19 protein-coding genes are annotated in these 19,852 nt (G+C 71.7%); 9 read left to right on the top strand and 10 right to left on the bottom strand.

From position 1 onward, the window contains the following. Positions 1–5: 5 nt before the first annotated feature. Positions 6–3,173 (bottom strand): ATP-binding protein, encoded by a 3,168-nt coding sequence (locus BLU79_RS02725; RefSeq protein ID WP_093903920.1) that lies wholly within the window; start codon positions 3,171–3,173, stop codon positions 6–8. 77 nt (positions 3,174–3,250) lie between these two features. Between BLU79_RS02725 and BLU79_RS02730 the strand changes: the two genes are divergently transcribed. Both BLU79_RS02730 and BLU79_RS02735 read left to right on the top strand, forming a co-directional pair. After that, positions 3,251–3,628 (top strand): DUF779 domain-containing protein, encoded by a 378-nt coding sequence (locus BLU79_RS02730; protein ID WP_256333112.1) that lies wholly within the window; start codon positions 3,251–3,253, stop codon positions 3,626–3,628. Between the two features lie 76 nt (positions 3,629–3,704). After that, positions 3,705–4,943, top strand: a complete 1,239-nt coding sequence (locus BLU79_RS02735) for a phosphodiester glycosidase family protein (protein WP_093903921.1) — start codon at positions 3,705–3,707, stop codon at positions 4,941–4,943. A gap of 15 nt (positions 4,944–4,958) precedes the next feature. Here BLU79_RS02735 and BLU79_RS02740 read toward each other — a convergent pair whose 3' ends face one another. The 6 genes from BLU79_RS02740 to BLU79_RS02765 all read right to left on the bottom strand — a co-directional run bounded on the left by BLU79_RS02740 (position 4,959) and on the right by BLU79_RS02765 (position 10,248). Next, the gene (locus tag BLU79_RS02740) at positions 4,959–5,153 is read right to left on the bottom strand and encodes a hypothetical protein (RefSeq protein WP_093903922.1); all 195 of its coding nucleotides are present in this window, start codon (positions 5,151–5,153) and stop codon (positions 4,959–4,961) included. A gap of 123 nt (positions 5,154–5,276) precedes the next feature. Beyond that, complete coding sequence (locus BLU79_RS02745; protein WP_093903923.1) at positions 5,277–6,140, bottom strand: phosphatidylinositol-specific phospholipase C/glycerophosphodiester phosphodiesterase family protein; 864 nt, start codon at positions 6,138–6,140, stop codon at positions 5,277–5,279. A gap of 193 nt (positions 6,141–6,333) precedes the next feature. Then, a complete protein-coding gene (locus BLU79_RS02750; RefSeq protein ID WP_093903924.1) occupies positions 6,334–7,419 on the bottom strand; it encodes an acyl-CoA dehydrogenase family protein in 1,086 nt (361 codons plus the stop codon). Next, positions 7,416–8,597: an acyl-CoA dehydrogenase family protein gene (locus tag BLU79_RS02755; protein ID WP_093903925.1), complete on the bottom strand. Its 1,182-nt coding sequence runs from the start codon at positions 8,595–8,597 to the stop codon at positions 7,416–7,418. Before BLU79_RS02755 ends, BLU79_RS02750 begins: the two co-directional genes overlap by 4 nt. After that, entirely contained in the window at positions 8,594–9,571 is a 978-nt protein-coding gene (locus tag BLU79_RS02760; RefSeq protein ID WP_093903926.1) for an NADPH:quinone oxidoreductase family protein, read from the bottom strand. Before BLU79_RS02760 ends, BLU79_RS02755 begins: the two co-directional genes overlap by 4 nt. Before the next feature lie 104 nt (positions 9,572–9,675). Continuing rightward, complete coding sequence (locus BLU79_RS02765; RefSeq protein ID WP_093903927.1) at positions 9,676–10,248, bottom strand: helix-turn-helix domain-containing protein; 573 nt, start codon at positions 10,246–10,248, stop codon at positions 9,676–9,678. Between the two features lie 83 nt (positions 10,249–10,331). Between BLU79_RS02765 and BLU79_RS02770 the strand changes: the two genes are divergently transcribed. The 5 genes from BLU79_RS02770 to BLU79_RS02790 all read left to right on the top strand — a co-directional run bounded on the left by BLU79_RS02770 (position 10,332) and on the right by BLU79_RS02790 (position 15,163). Beyond that, positions 10,332–11,255 carry an NAD(P)/FAD-dependent oxidoreductase gene (locus tag BLU79_RS02770; RefSeq protein ID WP_093903928.1) on the top strand — a complete coding sequence of 308 codons (924 nt, stop codon included), beginning with the start codon at positions 10,332–10,334 and terminating at the stop codon, positions 11,253–11,255. A 123-nt stretch (positions 11,256–11,378) separates the two neighbouring features. Further along, complete coding sequence (locus BLU79_RS02775; RefSeq protein ID WP_093903929.1) at positions 11,379–12,917, top strand: ATP-dependent DNA ligase; 1,539 nt, start codon at positions 11,379–11,381, stop codon at positions 12,915–12,917. Continuing rightward, positions 12,914–13,396, top strand: a complete 483-nt coding sequence (locus BLU79_RS02780) for an NUDIX hydrolase (RefSeq protein WP_093903930.1) — start codon at positions 12,914–12,916, stop codon at positions 13,394–13,396. The genes BLU79_RS02775 and BLU79_RS02780 overlap by 4 nt, the downstream gene beginning before the upstream one ends. A 110-nt stretch (positions 13,397–13,506) precedes the next feature. Then, a complete protein-coding gene (locus tag BLU79_RS02785) occupies positions 13,507–14,901 on the top strand; it encodes an NADP-dependent succinic semialdehyde dehydrogenase (RefSeq protein WP_093903931.1) in 1,395 nt (464 codons plus the stop codon). Positions 14,902–14,926: 25 nt separating this feature from the next. Next, positions 14,927–15,163, top strand: coding sequence for a DUF6213 family protein (locus BLU79_RS02790; RefSeq protein ID WP_093903932.1), 237 nt, complete (start codon positions 14,927–14,929; stop codon positions 15,161–15,163). Here the strand turns inward: BLU79_RS02790 and BLU79_RS02795 are convergent. Both BLU79_RS02795 and BLU79_RS02800 read right to left on the bottom strand, forming a co-directional pair. Then, positions 15,160–15,777, bottom strand: coding sequence for a thiaminase II/PqqC family protein (locus tag BLU79_RS02795; protein WP_093903933.1), 618 nt, complete (start codon positions 15,775–15,777; stop codon positions 15,160–15,162). The two genes, BLU79_RS02790 and BLU79_RS02795, sit on opposite strands and share 4 nt — an antisense overlap. Positions 15,778–15,886: 109 nt before the next feature. Beyond that, the gene (locus BLU79_RS02800; RefSeq protein WP_093903934.1) at positions 15,887–17,113 is read right to left on the bottom strand and encodes an acyl-CoA dehydrogenase family protein; all 1,227 of its coding nucleotides are present in this window, start codon (positions 17,111–17,113) and stop codon (positions 15,887–15,889) included. Between the two features lie 170 nt (positions 17,114–17,283). On the opposite strand from BLU79_RS02800, the gene BLU79_RS02805 reads away from it, so the two are divergent. After that, complete coding sequence (locus BLU79_RS02805) at positions 17,284–17,928, top strand: TetR/AcrR family transcriptional regulator (protein WP_093903935.1); 645 nt, start codon at positions 17,284–17,286, stop codon at positions 17,926–17,928. Between the two features lie 17 nt (positions 17,929–17,945). On the opposite strand, the gene def is transcribed toward BLU79_RS02805, so the two are convergent. Further along, positions 17,946–18,485, bottom strand: a complete 540-nt coding sequence (def, locus tag BLU79_RS02810) for a peptide deformylase (RefSeq protein WP_093903936.1) — start codon at positions 18,483–18,485, stop codon at positions 17,946–17,948. Between the two features lie 112 nt (positions 18,486–18,597). Here def and BLU79_RS02815 point away from each other — a divergent pair, with 112 nt between their 5' ends. Beyond that, positions 18,598–19,836 (top strand): MurT ligase domain-containing protein, encoded by a 1,239-nt coding sequence (locus tag BLU79_RS02815; protein ID WP_093903937.1) that lies wholly within the window; start codon positions 18,598–18,600, stop codon positions 19,834–19,836. The last annotated feature ends 16 nt before the right edge of the window (positions 19,837–19,852 follow it).

The following is a 19,852-nucleotide window of genomic DNA, read 5'->3' on the forward strand; positions in this document are numbered from 1 at the left end:
CAGGCTCAGCCGGTCCGCTCCCGCAGCAGTCCGAGCGCGGCCTCGCGCAGACCGTCCGGGTCCAGGGCGGCGTACTCGGACACCGCGTCCGCGTAGGCCGCCCGGTCAGCATGCTCGGCGCTCTGGCGGGCGCGGGCCGAGGACATCGTCGGCTGGAAGTTGCGCAGATAGCGGAAGCCCTCGGCCAGCGCGATCAGCCGTACGCCACGAGCCGAGGCGTCCTGCGCCAGGTCGGCCGTGCCGAGCGCGAGCAGCAGCGCGCCCAGGACGGGGAGGTCCGCCGTCGTGCGGGGCGCGGCCGGGGACCGGGTGAGCAGGGTCGTCAGGCGCTCGGGGAGCGCGGTGGCGAGGGGCGCGACGAGGTCGGTGCGGCCGTGCCGGGCGTGGGCCGTCACGGCCACGGCCTGGAGCTCCAACCGCCAGCCCTCCAGGAGGTGTTCACCGCCGATGACGGGGCTCGTCCCCCTCCTCATCCGTTCGATGGCCCGGCGCCACAGGCCGAGGCCCGTCTCGACGTCGCCACGGGCGAGCGCGATCTCGGCGCGGGCACCTAGGTCGGGGGCGAAGGCGTCGGGGGCCATGCCCTCGGGTCTGCGCCGCAGGGTGTGTTCCAGCCGGTGCTCGGCCTCGTCGAGGTCCCCGGTCTGGAGGTGGGCGAGCATCAGTCCCCAGCCCAGTCCGAGCGAGTCGGTCCGCTCGCCGTACTCCTCCAGGGCCGCCAGCGCGTCCTCCATCGGGCCGATCGCCTCGGCGCCGCGCTCCGTGCGCAGGCACAGCTCGCCGAGCCGCGACTGCGGCCAGAACCGCAGCATGGGGATGTCCCGGTCACCGAGGGCGTCGAAGGCATCGAGCGTCCGGCGGGCGGCGTCGAGCGCCCGCTCCGGGTCGTGCGCGCTCTCCCACACATAGCCCGCCGCGCCGTTGGCGAAGCCCGCGAGCAGCGGCTCGTCACTGGCGCACAGCGCTTGAAGCTTCTTGTGGTCGGCGGTCGCGAGGATCTCCGGCAGGGTGCACAGCACCGTCGACAGGGCCCGGACCAGGGTGTCGGGCGGAGTGGACGGCAGTCGCCGCAGGGTCGCGAGGGGGCGTACGGCGCAGGTGCCGAGGGCGAGGACGAGGGTGCACGTCACCATGGCGAGGGCGGTGCGGGTCGGCTCGACGTACGCCGGGCCGGGCCGGTGGTGCGAGAGCAGCCGGGCGGTGTCCTCGGCGAGGGCCATCAGCCGGGTGTAGTTGGCCTCGGTGGCCCACAGGGAGCCCAGAACGGCGGCCACCGCGGCGACGGTGTCGGCGTCGTCGCGGGCGAGGGCGAGCCGCAGCGCCTGGACCAGGTTGTCCTGCTCGGCGCGGATCAGCCGCCAGGAGGGAATCGGGTCGGGCCCGAAGGGCGCGTCGTGATGCGTGGCCCCGAACTCCCGCGCCCAGCCCAGGAACCGGTCGGCGACCAGGTCCTCCTCCCCTGCCCGTTCCCGGTGGGCGGCGGCGAACTCCCGTACGGTCTCCAGCATCCGGAAGCGCGTGCCGTGCGCGGTGTCGGTCACCTTCAGCAGGGACTGATCGACGAGGTCCTCCAGCACGTCCAGGACGTCGTGACCGCCGACGATGTGCTCGGCGGCGGCCCCGGTGAAGCCGCCGGGGAGGACCGACAGGGCGCGCAGAGCCGCCTGGCCCTGCGGTGCGAGGAGGTTCCAGCTCCAGTCGACGACGGCGTGCAGGGTGCGGTGCCGCTGCGGTGCGTCCCGCGGTCCGCCGCGCAGCAGGGCGAAGCGGTCCTCCAGGCGGCGGGCGATCTCGGCCACCGACATCACCCGTACCCGGGCGGCGGCCAGCTCGGTGGCGAGCGGCAGCCCGTCGAGGCGGCGGCACAGGTGGGCCACGGCGTCGGCGGGCAGCTCGGCGTCGGGGCGGGCGGCGCGGGCCCGCTGTTCGAACAGCTCGACGGTGGTGGCCGGGTCCAGCTCGGGCAGCGGGTGGACGACCTCCGAGGACAGGCCGAGCGGGGCGCGGCTGGTGGTGAGGACGCTGACGTGCCGGGTCATCGACACCAGCGCCTGGACGAGGTCGGCGACGCCGGAGACGACCTGCTCGCAGTTGTCGAGGACGAGCAGCGCCGGCCCGGGGCCGAGGGCGCCCACGATGCCGGCGAGCGCTTCGGCCGGGGCTCCGGGCCCGCCGGACGACGCGCGCAGGCTCTCGCCGACGCCCAGAGCGGAGGCGACCTCGCCCGCGACATCGGCGTCCCGGCCGACCCCGGCGAGCGGCACCAGCTGCACGACCCGGTGCTCGGCGTCGCGCGCCACGGCACTCGCGAGCCGCGTCTTGCCGAGGCCGCCCGGCCCGACGATCGAGGTGACCCGCGAGCTGTGGATCAACCGGGTGACGGCGATGACGTCGGCCTCCCGCCCGAGCAGCGGGTTCGGCTCGTGCGGCACCCCGCGCCGCACCACCGGCGCCTGACCGCGCAGCAGCTCCTGGTGCAGCTCCTGCAGGGCGGGGCCCGGATCGGTACCGAGTTCGTCGCGCAGCCGGCGCCGGTAGCCGTCGTACGTCGCCAGCGCGGTCGCCGCACCGGCGGTGGCCGCCTGACAGTGCATCAGCTCCAGCAGCGACTCCTCGTCGAGGGGATGGGCTGCCATCAGCTCGCCGAGCGGCCCCATCGCCTCCTCCCGCCGCCCGGAACGCGCCAGCGAGAGCGCCCGCAGGCGCGCCAACGCCCGGTGTGCGGCGCCGAGTTCGAGGCGCAGTGCCGCCAGCGGATCGTCGAGGGGGCCGCCTTCCGCCGGGCCGCCGTCCCACAGCGTGAGCCCCGCCTCGGCCTCGGCGACCGCGCCGTGGTGGTCCCCGGCCCGAGCCTTCTCGGTGCTCGCGGCGGCGTGCAGCTGGACGGCCCAGGCGTCCACCTGGTCCTCGCGCAGGGCGATGCGGTAGCCGGTGGGTGTGCTCGCGATGGCGTCGCCGCCGAGCAGCGACCGGGCCCGCGAGACCAGGATCTGCAGGGCCTTGGTCGGGTTCTCGGGCTGCTCGTCCGGCCACAGCCCGGCCACGAGCCGCCCTGTGCCGCATCCCGCCCGCGGCTCCCCGGCCAGCAGCGCGAGCAGGGCGCGCAGGCGGGGCGCGGTGATCTCCTTGCCCCGGTGGGAGACGGTGGTCAGCAGCGTCAACTCGATGGTCACCTCAGCAGATTAGTCAGAACGGGTGGTCACAGCGGGTGCAACCCTGTCGCAACGTTTCCCGTGCTGTGCTTGCCGCCATGGACGAGGAGACCCCGCTGTTCGAGGAGACCCCACGCGTCGAGCTCACTCCCGCGGCCGAGGACCTGCTGCGCCGTCTGCACGCGACGCACGGCCCGCTGATGTTCCATCAGTCCGGTGGCTGCTGCGACGGCAGCGCGCCGATGTGCTACCCGGAGGGTGAATTCCGCACGGGCGGATCGGACGTGCTGCTCGCGGAGCTGGTCGTCGAGGGGGTGACGGAGCCGGTGACGTTCTGGATGTCGCGCAGCCAGTACGAGGCGTGGAGCCACACCCGGCTGATCGTCGACGTCGTCGAGGGCCGGGGCAGCGGCTTCTCGCTGGAGGCGCCCGAGGGGGTGCGTTTCCTCACCCGTTCGCGGGTCGTCGGCGCCTAGAAGCCCCGCAGGTCATCGCGGTCTGGTGCACTTCCCCTGAGTCCTGGGACATTTGACGCGACATCAGGGGGGAAATGTGACACGTCATCGGAAACGGTTCGGAACGACCAGAGCGGCTCTCGCTCTGCTCACCGCACTCAGCGCGCTGGCCGGTGCGACCCTGGTGGGGGCCGCACCGGCCGGCGCCGTGCAGCGGGGCTCCGAGATCGCGCCGGGCGTCCGGTACGAGGAGTTCGACATCGCGGCCCTGAAGGGCCCGGCACACGCCCATGTGCTCACCGTCGACCTGCGCGATCCACGGGTACGGCTCGACCTGCTGCACCCGGGAGCGGTGGCGGCGCGGGCCACGGTCTCGCAGCAGGCGACCGGGCTGGGTGCCGTCGCGGGGGTGAACGGCGACTTCTTCAACATCAGCGAGACCCAGCACCCGGGCGTCGAGGCGACCGGCGCGAGCGTGGGACCGGCGATCGCGCGCGGGCGGGCACTCAAGGCGGCGGTGCCGAACGGCCAGCGGTTCGGCCCGGCCCTGCCGCCCGGCACGAGCACCGAGGACGTGTTCGGCGTGGGCGTCGACCGCCGGGCCCGGCTCGACGACCTGAGCCTCGACGGCTCGATCCGTACGCCCGAGGGCCGGCTGCCGCTGCGCGGGCTCAACCAGTACGCGCTGCCGGTGAACTCCATCGGGGCGTTCACGTCCAAGTGGGGCGGCGTCTCCCGGGTGCGCGCGACCTGCGGCACCGACACGGACCGGGCGGCTCCGTGCAGCACCGACACCTACGAGGTGACGGTGCGCCGAGGCCGGGTCGTCTCGACCGCCGACACCCCGGGCAGCGGGGCGATCGCCCCGGACACGACCGTCCTCGTGGGCCGGGAGGCGGGGGCGCAGCAATTGCGGAAGTTGTCCGCGGGCGAGCGGGTGAAGGTACGGCACCGGCTGGTGGCGTCGGCGTCCCGATTCCCGTACCGCTTCGCCCTCGGCGGCTACCCCGTGCTCGACGACGGACGGCCGCTGCCCGGCCTGGACGACAGGGCCTCGGCCGTGCGCACCGCGGTGGGCATCGCGGACCGCGGACGGCGCGTCGTCCTGCTCGCGCTGGACGGCGCACCCGAGTACCGCACCGGTCTGACGATCGCGGAGGTGGCGTCCTTCATGCGGGAGCTGGGCTTGGTGGACGCCTTCAGCCTGGACGGCGGCGGTTCGTCGACGCTGGTCGTCCGAGAGCCGGGAGAGGCGACGGTGTCCGTACGGAACCGCCCGTCCGACGGGCGGGAACGCCCCGTCCCCAACGGCATCGGGGTCTTCTCGACCCGGTGACGGTCATGTTCACGGTCATGGTCTGAGGCTGCTGACGATGTCCGCCGTGGCCGTCAGACCGCTGTTGATGGTGGGCGCCATGCTGGTGCTGGCCAGGTAGAAGCCGAGCAGCAGGCACACGATGGCATGGGTGATCTTCAGTCCGCCGTTGCGGACGAAGATCACCGCCAGGACGAACAGCAGCAACACCACAGAGATGGAAATGGCCATCGACAACCTCCTCCGCCACGCCATGTCCCGGTTCACGGCGTTCGGCCGTAAGTGTGGCGTAGCGGAGGGTTCGTCCGGGCGGCTGACCTGTCCTCCGAACGTGTGGTGTCCCTCAGGGTGGCGCTAGACCGCCCGGTGGGCGTCGAGGAAGGCCTCCAGACCGGCGAGGTCGTCGGTGTTGAGGAAGTCGACGTCGGCGGCGAGCAGCTCGCCCCACAGGGCGTCCCGGGCGGGTCCGGCCACGTCCGGCGTCGCCCAGAAGCGCACCTTCTGGCCACGGGAGTGGGCCGACCGGACGATGCCGCGCAGCTTCTGCCGTTCGGCGTCCGGGAAGGCCCCGACGCCGAGCCAGGTGAAGTTGAGCGTCCAGTTGTCGCTGATGAGCGGGACGAAGGAGGCGGGGGCGGAGCTGCCGAGGTCGGCCAGGCGGCCGTCGTAGAAGGCCCGGCGGACGGTCTGGGCCTCCATCGGCACACGGGCGGCGCGGTCACCGGAGATCACGGCGGTGACCGGGCCCGGGAACACCCGGCCGTGGGCGTAGGTCGTGAACAGGTGCCTGTACCGCTTGAGGTGCTTGTCGAGTTCGAGATACGTCGACGAGCCCTCGGTCTTGATGTCGATGAGCAGCTGGATCGGCCGGCGGTAACCCCGGTGGACAGAGCCGTGGTTGGCCCGGACGCGGGCGGCCAGCGGGTCGAGGTAGAGGGACTCCAGGGTGCGGCCGGGGTCGAGGTCCTCGGGGTCGTGGGCGACGAGGAGCTGGTCGCCGACCAGGTAGATGTCGGCTTCGAGGCTGCCGAAGCGGTGGTCGAGGGCGTCGAGGAGCGGACGCGGGTGCTCGTAGTCGTTGTGGGCGTGCGCCCGCCACAACGGACGTGGGCGGTGCTTCTGTTCGCCGGCCAGCGCGCTGGTGGCGGGCAGGGCGACGGCGCCCGCGAGGGCGGCACCGAGGGTCGTGAGGGCTCTGCGACGAGTGGTGAGGGCCATGCTCTGCCTCCCTGACAGGGCGTTTTCGGACGTGGGGAACCGCTGCGAGTATGCGATTCCGCGGGCCCAAACAGCAGAGCTGAGCGGCGAGTTGGCCTGACTGCCGCCCTGTGTTCACTTCATCGGTGCAGAGCACACGAAAAAGCCCGCCCCAGGTCGGGCGGGCTTTTCGCGGGGTTCGCTCAGGTGTCCGTCAGGGGGCGCCGAGGTCGACGAGTTCGGCCAGTGCCTCGCGGTGGGCGCCCGCGGTGCCGTAGGCGATCGAATCGGCCTTCGCCCGCTTCAGGTACAGGTGCACCGGGTGCTCCCAGGTCATCCCGAGACCGCCGTGCAACTGCAGGGCCTCCTCGGCGGCGTGCACGGCGACGGGCGCCGCGTAGGCCTGGGCGACGGCGACCGCCACGTCGACGTCCTCGCCGGTCGCGAGCGCGTCGGCGGCGTTACGGGCCGCCGCGCGCAGGTTGACGACCTCCAGCCACAACTGGGCGAGGCGGTGCTTGAGGGCCTGGAAGCCGCCGACGGGACGGTTGAACTGCTTGCGGTCCTTCAGATACCGGACCGTCTCGGTCAACGTCCAGTCGGCAAGCCCGAGTTGCTCGGAGGCGAGCAGTCCGGCACCGGCGCGCAGGGCGCGGCGTACGGCGGACTCGGCGTCCCCCAGCAGACGGCCGGGCGCCCCGTCGAGGCGCACCGTGGCCACCGGCCGGGTCAGGTCCAGGGACGGCTGCGGGGTGACGGTCACGGCGTCGGCGTCCACCGCGTACAGACCGCCGTCGTCGGCGGGCACGAGCAGCACATCGGCGGCGGACGCGTCCGCGATGCCGGTCAACTCCCCGTGCAGGGCACCGCCTTCATGCCGTACGGCCTTGTAGGCGCCGCCGGGAGCGACGTTCAGGGCGACGGCGAGGGCGCCGATCTTCCGCCCCGACGCCAGCTCGGCGAGCAGACCCGCGTCGCTCTCGCAGCCGAGCAGTGCCTCGGTGGCCACGACAGCGCTGGTCAGATACGGCACGGGAGCGACCGCGCGCCCCAACTCCTCCAGCACGACGGCGACTTCGCGGTGCGTGGCACCCTGGCCGCCCTGCGCCTCCGGCACCAGGAGCCCGGCGAGGCCCATGCCGTCGGCGAGCGCCTTCCAGGCCGCGAGGTCGTGCGGGGCGTCCGACTCGGTGCGGGCGATGACGCCGGGCGCGTCGCAGTGGTCGGCGAGCAGGTCCCGTACGGCGGCGCGGAGCGCCTCTTCCTCCTCCGAGTACAGCAGGTCGGGCTGTGTGCTCATCGGGCCAGGTCCTTCCAGGCGACGTCCTTGTCGGTGCGCGGCTCGGACGGCAGGCCCAGGACGCGCTCGGCGACGATGTTCAGCAGGACCTCGGTGGTCCCGCCCTCGATGCTGTTGCCCTTGGAGCGGAGGTAGCGGTAGCCGGCGTCGCGGCCGACGAAGTCCACCAGCTCGGGGCGGCGCATGGTCCAGTCGTCGTACAACAGGCCTTCTTCGCCCCGGAGTTCGACCTCCAGGCCGCTGATCTCCTGGTTGAGGCGGGCGAAGGCGAGCTTCATGCCGGCGCCCTCGGGGCCGGGCTGGCCTGCGACGAGCTGCTGGCGCAGCCGCTCCGCGGTGAGGCGGGAGACCTCGGACTCCACCCACAGCTTCAGCAGCCGCTGGTGCAGGTCGTGGGTGCGCAGCTCGGGCCGCTCGCGCCAGGTCTTGGTGATCGGGCCGATCATGCCGCCCTCGCGGGGCAGTCGCATGCCGCCGATGGCGACACGCTCGTTGTTCAGCGTGGTCTGCGCGACCTTCCAGCCGTCGCCGATCTCGCCGAGGCGACGGGAGTCCGGGATGCGGACGTGGGTCAGGAACACCTCATTGAACTCGGCCTCGCCGGTGATCTGGCGCAGCGGCCGGACCTCGACGCCGGGGTCGGTCATGTCGCAGAGGAAGTACGTGATGCCCGCGTGCTTGGGCACGCCCGGGTCGGTGCGGGCGATGAGGATGGCCCAGCGGGCGACGTGGGCGCTGGACGTCCAGACCTTCTGCCCGTTGACGACCCAGTCGTCACCTTCCTTGACCGCCCGCGTCCCGAGCGCTGCCAGGTCCGATCCGGCGCCGGGCTCACTGAAGAGCTGGCACCAGACCTCCTCGCCGGTCCACAGGGGCCGCAGGAACCGCTGCTTCTGCTCCTCGGTGCCGTACTTGAGGATCGTCGGCGCGGCCATGCCCAGCCCGATACCGATGCGCCGGGGATCGTTGTCCGGGGCGCCCGCGGCCTCCCACTCGGCGTCCACGACGACCTGGAGGGAGCGGGGCGCACCGAGCCCGCCGAGGCCCTCGGGGTAGTGCACCCATGCCAGACCCGCATCGAAGCGGGCGCGCAGGAAGTCAAGGCGCTCGGTGGTGGCCGGCGGGTGGGCGGCCAGCAACTCCGCTGTGCGGCGGCGCAGTTCGGCGGCGTCGGTCATGCCGCTCCTCCTTCGGTCAGTCCGGGGATCACGGCGACGCGCCCCGTGGTGACGCCGTCGGCGACCCGCTGCACGGCGGCAGCGGCCCCGGCCAGCGGCACCCGCTCGCTCACCAGCGGCTTGATGGCGCCCCGGGCCGCCAGTTCGGTGAGCTGCTCGTGGCAGTGCTGGATCAGCTTGGGGTTCTTGGTGTTGTACAGACCCCAGTGCAGGCCGAGGATCGAGTAGTTCTTCACCAGGGCGTGGTTGAGGGCCGGGCTGGGGATCGACCCGCTGGCGAATCCGACCACGACGATCCGGCCCTCGAAGGCGACGACCTTGGTGGACTGGGTGTAGGCCTCGCCGCCGACGGGGTCGTAGATGACGTCGGCGCCCCGGCCGCCGGTGGCCTCCTTCACGGCGCCGATGACGTCCTCGGAGCGCCGGTCGAGGACGACGTCACAGCCCAGCTCCCGGGCGACGGCCGCCTTGTCCGCGCCGCCCACGACACCGATGACCCTCGCCCCGGCCGCCTTCCCGAGCTGCACGGCCGCGCTGCCGACCCCTCCTGCGGCAGCGTGGACCAGCAGCGTCTCGCCGGCTTCCAGCCCGGCCCGCCGGTGCAGGCCGAACCAGCCGGTCTGGTAGCCGATGTGCAGGGCGGCGGCCTCGGCGTCGTCCAGCGCCTCGGGGGCGGGCAGGACGGCGGAGGCGTCCGCGACGGTGTACTCGGCGAAGCCGCCGTGGGGCAGCGCCGGGTTGGCGAGCACGCGGCGCCCGTCCTCGGTCTCGCCACAGATCTCCACGCCCGGCGTGAACGGCAGCGGCGGCCGGACCTGGTAGTGCCCCCGGCACAGCAGCGCGTCCGGGAAGTTGATGTTCGCGGCACGCACCTTCAGCAGGATCTGGCCGTCACCGGGCGTGGGCGTCTCGACGTCGTCGAGGCGCATCACCTCGCTCGGCTCGCCGTTCTCGTGCACTTGCCATGCCTGCATGCGGGGCCTCCACGGGGGACTGCTTCGTCTGACCGGGGTCGGTTCGCATACTAAGCGGTCGCTTGCCGATCAGGGAACAGTCCGCCGGGGAACAGTCGCGTCCATCACGCTTTCCGGGGACGCGCCCGTACGTGCATGCGCTCCCCCTGCGGCCCGAACAGGCTCAGGAACTCCGCCGACCCCTCCCCCGTCGACCCGAACCAGTGCGGCACCCGCGTGTCGAACTCGGCCGCCTCTCCTGCCGTCAGCACCACGTCGTGCTCGCCCAGCACGACCCGCAGCCGCCCGGACAGCACGTACAACCACTCGTAGCCCTCATGGGTGCGCGGCTCGGGCTCCTCCTTGCGCTGCGGCACCAGCACCTTGAAGGCCTGAAGGCCACCGGGCTGCCGGGTGAGCGGCCAGTAGGTGCGTCCGTGTCGCTCAAGAGGCTCGGCCTTCACCCGCGGGTCCCCCACCGGCGGAGTCCCGACCAGCTCGTCCAGCGGCACCTGGTGGGCCTGGGCGATCGGCAGCAGCAGTTCCAGGCTGGGCTTGCGCAGTCCGGACTCCAGCCGGGACAGGGTGCTGACGGAGATCCCGGTCTTCTCGGACAGCGCCGCGAGCGTCACCTCCCGGTCCTTCCGGATCCGTCGCAGTCTCGGTCCGACCTCCGCGAGAACGTCATCGGTAGTCATGGGCGTAATTGCAGAATCGGCAAAGACGTTTGTCAATCCCACGCCCTCGGAGTGACCGTGTCAGCATGACCCAGACATCCGAAATGACCGAGACATACGAAGTGATCGTGATCGGCGGCGGTGCGGGCGGCCTGTCCGCCGCCCTCGTCCTGGGCCGCGCCCGACGCCGCACCCTGGTCGTCGACGCGGGAGAGCCACGCAACGCGCCCGCCGCCCATATGCAGGGCTATCTGTCCCGGGACGGCATGTCGCCCACCGAGTTCCTGGCCGTGGGACGCGAGGAGATCGCACGGTACGGCGTCGAGCTGGTCCGGGATCGGGCCGTGGACGTCACGCGCGGCGAGCACTTCGCGGTCGCCCTGGCGAGCGGCCGTACCGTCCACGCCCGGCGACTCGTCGTCGCCACCGGCCTCAAGGACGACCTCCCGAAGGTCCCCGGCGTCGCCGAGCGCTTCGGCAAGGACGTGCTGCACTGCCCGTACTGCCACGGCTGGGAGGTCCGCGACCGGGCCTTCGGCGTGCTGGCGACCACACCGATGAGCGTGCACCAGGCGCTCATGGTGTCGCAGTGGTCGAAGGACGTGGCCTTCTTCCTGCACGAGATCACCGAGTCGGACCTCTCGGCCGACGACCTGCGCAGGCTCGCGGCGGCCGGGGTGAAGGTGGTGCCCGGTGCGGTGGCAGAGCTGGTGACCGAGGAGGCCCGACTCACGGGCGTGCGCCTGGCCGACGGTACGGTGCACGCGCGCGAGGTGCTCTTCGTCGCGCCCCGCGCGATACCGCAGACCGGCCTGCTGGAGCGGTTGGGCGCCGAGTTCCAGGAGACCCCCTTCGGCTCGTACCCGGTGGTCGACCCGACGGGGCTCACCTCCGTGCCCGGCGTCTGGGCGGCAGGCAACGCGATGGGCTTCTCCGAACAGGTCATCAACGCTGCGGCGGGCGGCTACCGGGCCGGAGCCTTCATCAACGGGGAGCTGCTCTTGGCAGACCTCGATGCAACCCCCTAGGGGCGCGGGGCTGTATCGATATGCGGCTCCGCCGCGTGGGCGCGACCAGCCACAACGCACCCGCAGACAAAAACGACCCATCCCCCACGTGAAAACCAGCGGAGCGCGTCGCACCATGGCTGCATGCTGCTGACCCGGCTGGCCCGCGTGTCCCAGGAGGTCGCCGCGACCTCGGCGCGATCCCGGAAGATCGCTCTGCTGGCAGAGCTGTTCCGGGACGCCGAGGCGGACGACGTGCCGATCGTCATCCCGTATCTGGCGGGCCGCCTGCCCCAGGGGCGGCTCGGCATCGGCTGGAAGGTGCTGAGCCGCCCGGTGCCGCCCGCCGCCGAGCCGACCCTGACCGTCCTCGACGTGGACGCCCGGCTCACCGAACTCGGCAAGATCTCCGGCACCGGCTCGCAGGCCGAACGCGCCCGTCTGGTCGGCGAGTTGATGAGCACGACCACGGAGGACGAGCAACGGTTCCTGTTCGGGCTGATCACCGGCGAGGTGCGGCAGGGGGCGTTGGACGCGGTCGCGGTGGAGGGCCTGGCCCAGGCGACCGAGGCACCGCCGGCCGAGGTACGGCGGGCGGTGATGCTCGCCGGATCCCTCCAGAGCGTCGCCCAGGCGCTGCTCGCGGACGGACCGCGATCGCTGGCCCGCTTCCGGCTCACCGTCGGCCGCCCGGTCCTGCCGATGCTGGCGCACACCGCCTCCTCGGTGGCCGAGGCGGTCGACAAGCTGGGCGGCTGCGCGGTCGAGGAGAAGCTGGACGGCATCCGGGTCCAGGTCCACCGCGAGGGCGACACCGTTCGGCTCTACACCCGCACCCTCGACGACATCACCGACCGGCTGCCCGAACTGACCGCCGCCGCACTGGAGTTGAGAGGAGACCGCTTCATCCTGGACGGCGAGGTGATCGCCTTCGACGCCGGGGGCCGCCCCCGCTCCTTCCAGGAGACCGCAGGCCGCGTCGGCTCCCGGGCGGACGTGCCGACGGCGGCCAAGCAAGTCCCGGTCTCCCCCGTCTTCTTCGACGCCCTGTCCGTGGACGACCGCGACCTGCTCGACCTGCCGCTCACCGAGCGGCACGCGGAGCTCGCCCGGCTGGTCCCCGAGCCGATGCGGGTACGCCGCGCACTCGTGTCCGGCCCCGAGGACCTGCCCCGGGCCGAGGACTTCCTCGCCGAGACCCTGGAACGCGGCCACGAGGGCGTGGTCGTCAAGGCCCTCGACGCCCCCTACAGCGCGGGCCGGCGCGGCGCCTCCTGGCTGAAGGTGAAGCCCGTCCACACCCTCGACCTGGTGGTGCTGGCCGCCGAATGGGGCCACGGCCGCAGGACCGGCAAGCTGTCCAACCTCCACCTGGGGGCACGCACGGCGGACGGCGGTTTCGCCATGCTCGGCAAGACCTTCAAGGGCATGACCGACGCGATGCTGACGTGGCAGACCGAGCGGCTCCAGCAGCTCGCCGTGGAGAGCGGCGACTGGGTGGTGACCGTACGCCCCGAGCTGGTCGTCGAGATCGCCTACGACGGCCTGCAGCGCTCCACCCGCTACCCGGCCGGCGTCACCCTCCGCTTCGCCCGCGTGGTCCGCTACCGCGAGGACAAGCGGCCGGAGGAGGCCGACACGGTCGAGACGCTGCTCGCCGCGCACCCGGAGGTGCGGCCGTGACGTCGGCCGGCGAGAGGCGCGAGAAGCGCAGCGCGGGCCTGCTGCTCTTCCGCCGCACCGATGACGGCCTGGAGGTGTTGCTCGGCCATATGGGCGGCCCGTTCTTCGCCAAGCGGGACGCCGGGGCGTGGACGGTCCCGAAGGGGGAGTACGAAGCCGACGAGCCCGCCTGGGACGCGGCCCGCCGGGAGTTCCGGGAGGAGCTGGGGCTGCCGCCGCCCGACGGGGCGGCCGTACCGCTCGGCGAGGTCAGGCAGTCAGGCGGCAAGATCGTCACGGTGTGGGCGATCGAGGCCGACCTCGACCCGGCGACGGTCGTCCCCGGCACCTTCGTCATGGAGTGGCCGCCACGCTCGGGCCGGACCCAGGAGTTCCCGGAGCTGGACCGGGTGGAGTGGCTGGGCCTCGACCGGGCGCGCGAGGTCGTCGTCAAGGCGCAGGCCACGTTTCTCGACCGGCTGGCGGAGCACTCGGCCTGAGAGCCTGGGCGGCCGTGCACGCGTTGCGGTACCCCCCGCCGCGCGGGAAGGTCGAAGCAGCGGGAAGGTCGAAGCATCAGCCCGCTCCCAGGAGGTCAGGAGGTTCAGGGATGCCCATCGCAACGGTGAACCCGGCCAACGGCGAGACGCTCAAGACGTACGAGGCCATGGGCGCCGAAGAGATCGAGCGCAGGCTCCAGCTCGCCGAGGCCACGTTCCGCACGTACCGGACGACGAGCTTCGTCGACCGTGGCCGCCTGCTGCTCCAGGCCGCGAATCACCTGGACGAGGACCAGCAGGACGTCGCCCGGATGATGACCACCGAGATGGGCAAGCCCGTCAAGCAGGCCCGCGCGGAGGCCGCCAAGTGCGCCAAGGCGATGCGCTGGTACGCCGAGCGCGCTGAGGAACTGCTCGCCGACGAGGAGCCGCTCGACTCCGACGTGAAGGACTCGAACGCGTCCCGCGTACGGGTGCGCTACCGCCCGCTCGGGCCCATCCTCGCGGTGATGCCGTGGAACTTCCCCCTCTGGCAGGTCGTCCGCTTCGCGGCCCCGGCGCTGATGGCGGGCAACGTCGGCCTCCTGAAGCACTCCTCGAACGTCCCCCAGACCGCCCTCTACCTCGAGGACCTGTTCCACCGCGCGGGCTACACCGAGGGCTGCTTCCAGACGCTGCTGATCGGCGCCGGGCAGGTCGACGAGATCCTGCGCGACGAGCGTGTCAGGGCGGCCACGCTGACCGGCAGCGAACCCGCGGGCCGCGCGGTGGCCGCCACCGCCGGGGAGATGATCAAGAAGACGGTGCTGGAGCTGGGCGGCAGCGACCCGTACGTCGTCATGCCGTCGGCCGACCTCGACCGTGCGGCCCAGGTCGCGGTGACGGCGCGCGTGCAGAACACCGGGCAGTCGTGCATCGCCGCCAAGCGGTTCATCGTGCACACGGACGTCTACGACGCCTTCGCCGAGCGGTTCGTCGAGGGCATGAAGGCGCTGGTGGTCGGCGACCCGATGCTGGACGAGACGGACGTCGGCCCGCTGGCGACCGAGAACGGGCGGTCCGATCTGGAGGAACTGGTCGACGACGCCCGGCGCAGCGGAGCGGACGTGCTGTGCGGCGGCCACCAGCTCCGCCGGCCCGAACTGCCCGGCTGGTACTACGCACCCACCGTCATCGCCGGCGTCACCCGTGAGATGCGGATCCACCGGGAGGAGGCGTTCGGACCGGTCGCCACGCTGTACCGGGCCGGTGACCTCGACGAAGCGGTGCTGATCGCCAACGACTCGCCCTTCGGGTTGAGTTCGAACGTGTGGACGCGGGACGAGGCCGAGGTCGACCGTTTCGTACGGGATCTGGAGGCCGGGAGTGTCTTCGTCAACGGGATGACGGCGTCCCATCCGGCGTTCCCGTTCGGCGGAGTGAAGCGGTCCGGATACGGGCGTGAGCTGTCCGGGCACGGAATCCGCGAGTTCTGCAACATCACCACCGTTTGGCACGGTGCGTGAGCGCTGCGCGACTACGATCCCGGGTGTGAACCGCGAAGTTACTCTGCCGCTGATCGTCGATGACCGCGGGACCTTGCAGGTGGCTGCCGCCGATGTGAGCAGGCTGCTGCGTACCGTCGGTGGTCGGTGGCTGCACCTTGTCGAGGCCGGGGAGGACGGGCTCGACGAGGACACGGTGGCTGCGTTGACCATTGAGCTGGCGAAGCTCGCGGATCGCATTGATGTGGCGTGCATTGCCCATAGCAGCGGGAGTGCCCCCTAGGGGTGGGTCGGCTCGCGCAGCGTCTCCCAGAACATCTCCTCGTAGGACTGGAGCAAGCGGGCGTACCCGCGTGCGCGCTTCTCATCCAGGTGCCCGGCGTCTCGTCCCGCCTGGACCGCGGCTGCCGCTCTCTGCTCCAGCTCCGCGGAAGGTTCCGCGAAGAAGTCGAAGAAGGCGCAGGCCTCGTCCGTGAAGGCGTAGTGGTGGCGTAGGCCCTGGGCGATCGTGGCGCAATAGCCGCCCCAGGTGGAGAAGTTGGCCGTGAGGGCGAGGACCGCTTCGGCCGGTGAGGCGTTCAGGGCGAGCCAGGCGACGTAGGCGGGATAGGCCTGGCAGCCCGGGAGGGGCTCGTAGGCCGCCGACTGCCCCTCGGCCACGCCGCACGCCGCCGCGAAGGCACCCAGCCGCTCCGCCGCCAGGGCCTCACCCTCGGCCAGGAGGGTGAAGAAGGCGGCGGACTCGGGGGCGGCGGGCGTGGCCCGCTGGGCCAGATGGAGGAAGGCCCGGCGGTCGGCGGGGATCACCCGGCTCTGTTCGAGGGCGAGGGCGGCGAGGGTGGTGGTGCGGTCGGCTTCGCCACGGGCGATCAGCGGTACGAGGGGGTTGACCGTCATCGGGTTCCTCCTTCGACGCGGGTGCGGACAGCGCCCTGAGGGGCGCGGGGAACTGCGCGACCAGCCACCAACGACCCGCAGTCCGCATCGCGCAGAATCCCCCACGGCGCTACCGAATCGACATACCCGACAACGTACGCGCGATCACCAGCCGCTGGATCTCACTCGTCCCCTCGAAGATCGTGTAGATGGCGCTGTCCCGGTGCATCCGCTCCACGGGGTACTCCCGCGTGTAGCCGTTACCGCCGAGGATCTGTATCGCCTGCGCCGTCACCTTCTTCGCCGTCTCGCTCGCGAACAGCTTCGACATCGACCCCTCGGCCGCCGTGAACGGCTTCCCGCTGATCGCCATCCAGGACGCCCGCCACACCAGCAGCCGCGCGGCGTCGATCTGCGTCGCCATCTCGGCCAGCTGGAAGGCGACCCCCTGGTTGTCGATGATCGGCCGCCCGAACTGCTCGCGCGTCATCGCGTAGTCGAGGGCGACTTCGTACGCGGCACGGGCCGTACCGACGGCCATCGCGCCGACGGCCGGCCGCGAGGCCTCGAACGTGGCCATCGCCGCGTTCTTCACGCGCTCGCCGCCCGCCTTGGCCCGCTCACGTGCCCGCGCCAGCCGCTCGTCCAGCTTCGCCTTGCCGCCCAGCAGGCAGGAGCCCGGCACGCGCACGTTGTCCAGGACGACCTCGGCGGTGTGCGAGGCACGGATCCCGTGCTTCTTGAACTTCTGGCCCTGGGTGAGGCCGGGCGTGTTCGGCGGGACGATGAAGGAGGCGTGGCCCTTGGAGCCGAGCTCCGGGTCGACGACCGCGACGACCACATGGACGTTGGCGATGCCGCCGTTGGTCGCCCAGGTCTTCGTGCCGTTGATCACCCACTCGTCCTTGGCCTCGTCGTACACCGCACGCGTGCGCATCGAGGCCACATCCGACCCGGCGTCGGGCTCCGAGGAGCAGAACGCGGCGAGCTTGACATCGCCCGCGTCACCGTACATCTGGGGCACCCAGGTGCCGATCTGCTCCTCGGTGCCGTTGGCGAGGACGCCGACAGCGGCGAGACCGGTGCCGACGATCGACAGGGCGATGCCCGCGTCGCCCCAGAACAGCTCCTCCATCGCCATGGGGATGCCGAGACCGGTCGGGTCGAAGTACTGCTGGGCGTAGAAGTCGAGCGAGTAGATGCCGACCTTCGCGGCCTCCTGGATGACCGGCCAGGGAGTCTCCTCACGCTCGTCCCATTCGGCGGCCGCGGGGCGGATCACATCGGCGGCGAAGCCGTGGAGCCAGTCGCGGACCTCCTTCTGTTCGTCGTTGAGCTCCATGGTGAACTCGGCCATGACCCCTCCAGCGGCGGTACGTGCGTGTTACTAGCGGTAACCCTAGTTTGTTACTGGCTAGTAGGTAAAGTCAACTCCCGATGCCTCATCGACAGCCCATTCGATGGATGGGACATGTTGAGTGTTAGTTTGCGCAGGCGTCACCGATTCAGCACGGGTGGGGAGAGCACATGGACACCACGCAGCGGACCGATCAGCAACGGTCCGCCGACCGCCGTCGGCGCGAGCTGCTCGAGGCCGCCGACAGAGTGGTGCTGCGCGACGGCCCCCAGGCCTCGATGAACGCCATCGCGGCGGAAGCGGGGATTACGAAGCCGATTCTGTACCGGCACTTCGGCGACAAGAGTGGACTTTACGCGGCGTTGGCCAAGCGGCACACGGATGCGCTGCTGGACTCGTTGCGGGCCGCGCTGGACGCTCCCGCGGACCGGCGTGAGCGGGTCGAGGCCACGTTGGACACGTACCTCGCGGCGATCGAGGCCCGTCCTCAGGTGTATCGGTTTCTGATGCATCCGACGGAGGGGGGTCAGACGGCGGATCAGGGATTCGACGTCGGCAAGCACTCGATGCCGTTGCTGCGGCGGATGGGCGAGGAACTGGCCACCGTGATCGAGGAGCGGTTGGATCTCGGGCCGGGGAGTCAGCAGCTGGCCCGGGTGTGGGGGCACGGGATCGTCGGGATGATGCATGCCGCCGGGGACTGGTGGCTGGGGGAACGGCCTTGTTCGCGGGCGGAGTTGGTGCGGAGTTTGGCCGACCTTTTGTGGGGACGACTTGCTGCCGCGGGGGACAAGGTGGGCGGTCCGGGGTTCTGACGGTCGTCGCTCGACTGTCACCGGTGCCAGGAAGCTCGTGCCACTTGACGCATCAGGCGTCTGTGGCGCCAGCCCGTCACTCGGTCCGCGTACACCCGGCCTTCCAAGTGGTCGCACTCATGCTGCAAGCACCGCGCGAAGAAACCCGTGCCGTGGACCGTCACCGGCTCCCCCGTCATCGTGAAACCCTCGACCACCGCATGGTCGTACCGCTCCGTCCCCGCCTCCAGGCCCGGCAGCGACAGGCACCCCTCCGGGCCTCGGAGCACCACCCCGTCCGTCTCCACGAGCCGCGGGTTCACCACGTGTCCGAGGTGTCGTACGTCCTCGTCGTCGGGGCAGTCGTACACGAAGACCCGCAGCAGCTCCCCCACCTGGTTCGCAGCGAGGCCCACGCCCTGGGCGGCGTACATCGTCGCGAACAAGTCCTCGACGAGTGCCGCGAGTTCCGGGCCGAACTCGGTCACCTCGTGGCAGGGCTCACGCAGGAGCGGGGAGCCATGCAGGGTGAGAGGCCGGACGCGCCCGTTGGTGCCCGGAATGGAGCCGTTTCGCATGGCGGCAAGGGTACGGCGATTCGGGAGTGCGAATGGATCTCGATAGGCTGACCACCACCACGTTGCCGTAGGGCTTCAGGCGCGGCGCGTACGCAAGGAGGATCGAGAACTGATGGCAGGCAACTCGGACCCGCTTTCGCCGCGGGCCAAGCTGGCCGTGACCGCGGGCAAGGCGGTCGCGGCGGCATCACGCGCCGCAGGGCGCGGCAGCGGTTCGGTGATCGGCGGCCGGGTGGCGCTCAAACTCGACCCCGACCTCCTCGCTCGGCTCGCGCAGAACCTGGACGTGATCCTGGTCTCGGCGACCAACGGGAAGACCACGACCACCCGGCTGATCGCGGAGGCCCTGCGGGCCGCCGGGCCCGTCGTGTCCAACGCGCTCGGCGCCAACATGCCCGCGGGCATCACCTCGGCGCTCGCCGGCGGCTCGGAGGCGCGGTACGGCGTCATCGAGGTCGACGAGAAGTACCTCGCCGGGGTCGCCCGGGACACCGACCCGAAGTGCATCGCGCTGCTCAACCTCTCCCGTGACCAGCTGGACCGCGCCGCCGAGACCCGGATGCTCGCCGAGAACTGGCGTGAGGGGCTCACGGGTTCGAAGGCCGTGGTCATCGCCAACGCCGATGATCCGCTGGTCGTGTGGGCGGCTTCCTCGTCCCCGAATGTGATCTGGGTCGCCGCCGGGCAGATGTGGAAGGACGACGCCTGGTCCTGCCCGTCCTGCGGTGGTGTGATGCAGCGGCCGGGAGATGACTGGTTCTGTGGTGAGTGCGGCTTCCGCCGTCCTACGCCGAGCTGGGCGCTTTCCGGCGATCATGTCCTCGACCCGCACGGGTCCGCCTGGCCCATTCATCTTCAGCTGCCCGGGCGCGCCAACAAGGCCAACGCCGCCTCCTCGGCCGCCGTCGCCGCCGTGTTCGGAGTGCCGCCGCAGGTCGCCCTGGAGCGGATGTACCAGGTGCAGGCCGTCGCGGGACGGTACGACGTCGTGCAGTTCCAGGAGCGGGATCTGCGACTGCTGCTCGCCAAGAACCCGGCCGGCTGGCTGGAGACGTTCTCCCTGATCGACCCGCCGCCGACCCCGGTGATCCTCTCCGTGAACGCGCGCGGCGCCGACGGCACCGACACCTCCTGGCTGTGGGACGTCGACTACACGCGGCTGTCCGGGCACCCGATCTGTGTCATCGGCGACCGCAGGCTCGACCTCGCGGTGCGTCTGGAGGTCGCGAACCAGCAGTTCCAGGTCTGCGAGAACCTCGACCAGGCGGTCCAGCTGAGCCCGCCGGGCCGAATCGAGGTCATCGCCAACTACACCGCGTTCCAGGACCTGCGCCGCCGGGTCGGCAACTGAGCACGAGACTTCAGGG

The organism is Streptomyces sp. cf386 (genome assembly GCF_900103585.1).
Lineage (GTDB): Bacteria > Actinomycetota > Actinomycetes > Streptomycetales > Streptomycetaceae > Streptomyces.

Excerpts from the sequence above, each read along its gene's own strand:
- BLU79_RS02730 (WP_256333112.1), top strand. The coding sequence starts at position 3,251 with ATGGACGAGGAGACCCCGCTGTTCGAGGAGACCCCACGCGTCGAGCTC.
- BLU79_RS02740 (WP_093903922.1), bottom strand. The coding sequence starts at position 5,153 with ATGGCCATTTCCATCTCTGTGGTGTTGCTGCTGTTCGTCCTGGCGGTG.
- BLU79_RS02745 (WP_093903923.1), bottom strand. The coding sequence starts at position 6,140 with ATGGCCCTCACCACTCGTCGCAGAGCCCTCACGACCCTCGGTGCCGCC.
- BLU79_RS02750 (WP_093903924.1), bottom strand. The coding sequence starts at position 7,419 with ATGAGCACACAGCCCGACCTGCTGTACTCGGAGGAGGAAGAGGCGCTC.
- BLU79_RS02755 (WP_093903925.1), bottom strand. The coding sequence starts at position 8,597 with ATGACCGACGCCGCCGAACTGCGCCGCCGCACAGCGGAGTTGCTGGCC.
- BLU79_RS02760 (WP_093903926.1), bottom strand. The coding sequence starts at position 9,571 with ATGCAGGCATGGCAAGTGCACGAGAACGGCGAGCCGAGCGAGGTGATG.
- BLU79_RS02765 (WP_093903927.1), bottom strand. The coding sequence starts at position 10,248 with ATGACTACCGATGACGTTCTCGCGGAGGTCGGACCGAGACTGCGACGG.
- BLU79_RS02770 (WP_093903928.1), top strand. The coding sequence starts at position 10,332 with ATGACCGAGACATACGAAGTGATCGTGATCGGCGGCGGTGCGGGCGGC.
- BLU79_RS02775 (WP_093903929.1), top strand. The coding sequence starts at position 11,379 with ATGCTGCTGACCCGGCTGGCCCGCGTGTCCCAGGAGGTCGCCGCGACC.
- BLU79_RS02785 (WP_093903931.1), top strand. The coding sequence starts at position 13,507 with ATGCCCATCGCAACGGTGAACCCGGCCAACGGCGAGACGCTCAAGACG.
- BLU79_RS02795 (WP_093903933.1), bottom strand. The coding sequence starts at position 15,777 with ATGACGGTCAACCCCCTCGTACCGCTGATCGCCCGTGGCGAAGCCGAC.
- BLU79_RS02800 (WP_093903934.1), bottom strand. The coding sequence starts at position 17,113 with ATGGCCGAGTTCACCATGGAGCTCAACGACGAACAGAAGGAGGTCCGC.
- BLU79_RS02805 (WP_093903935.1), top strand. The coding sequence starts at position 17,284 with ATGGACACCACGCAGCGGACCGATCAGCAACGGTCCGCCGACCGCCGT.
- def (WP_093903936.1), bottom strand. The coding sequence starts at position 18,485 with ATGCGAAACGGCTCCATTCCGGGCACCAACGGGCGCGTCCGGCCTCTC.
- BLU79_RS02815 (WP_093903937.1), top strand. The coding sequence starts at position 18,598 with ATGGCAGGCAACTCGGACCCGCTTTCGCCGCGGGCCAAGCTGGCCGTG.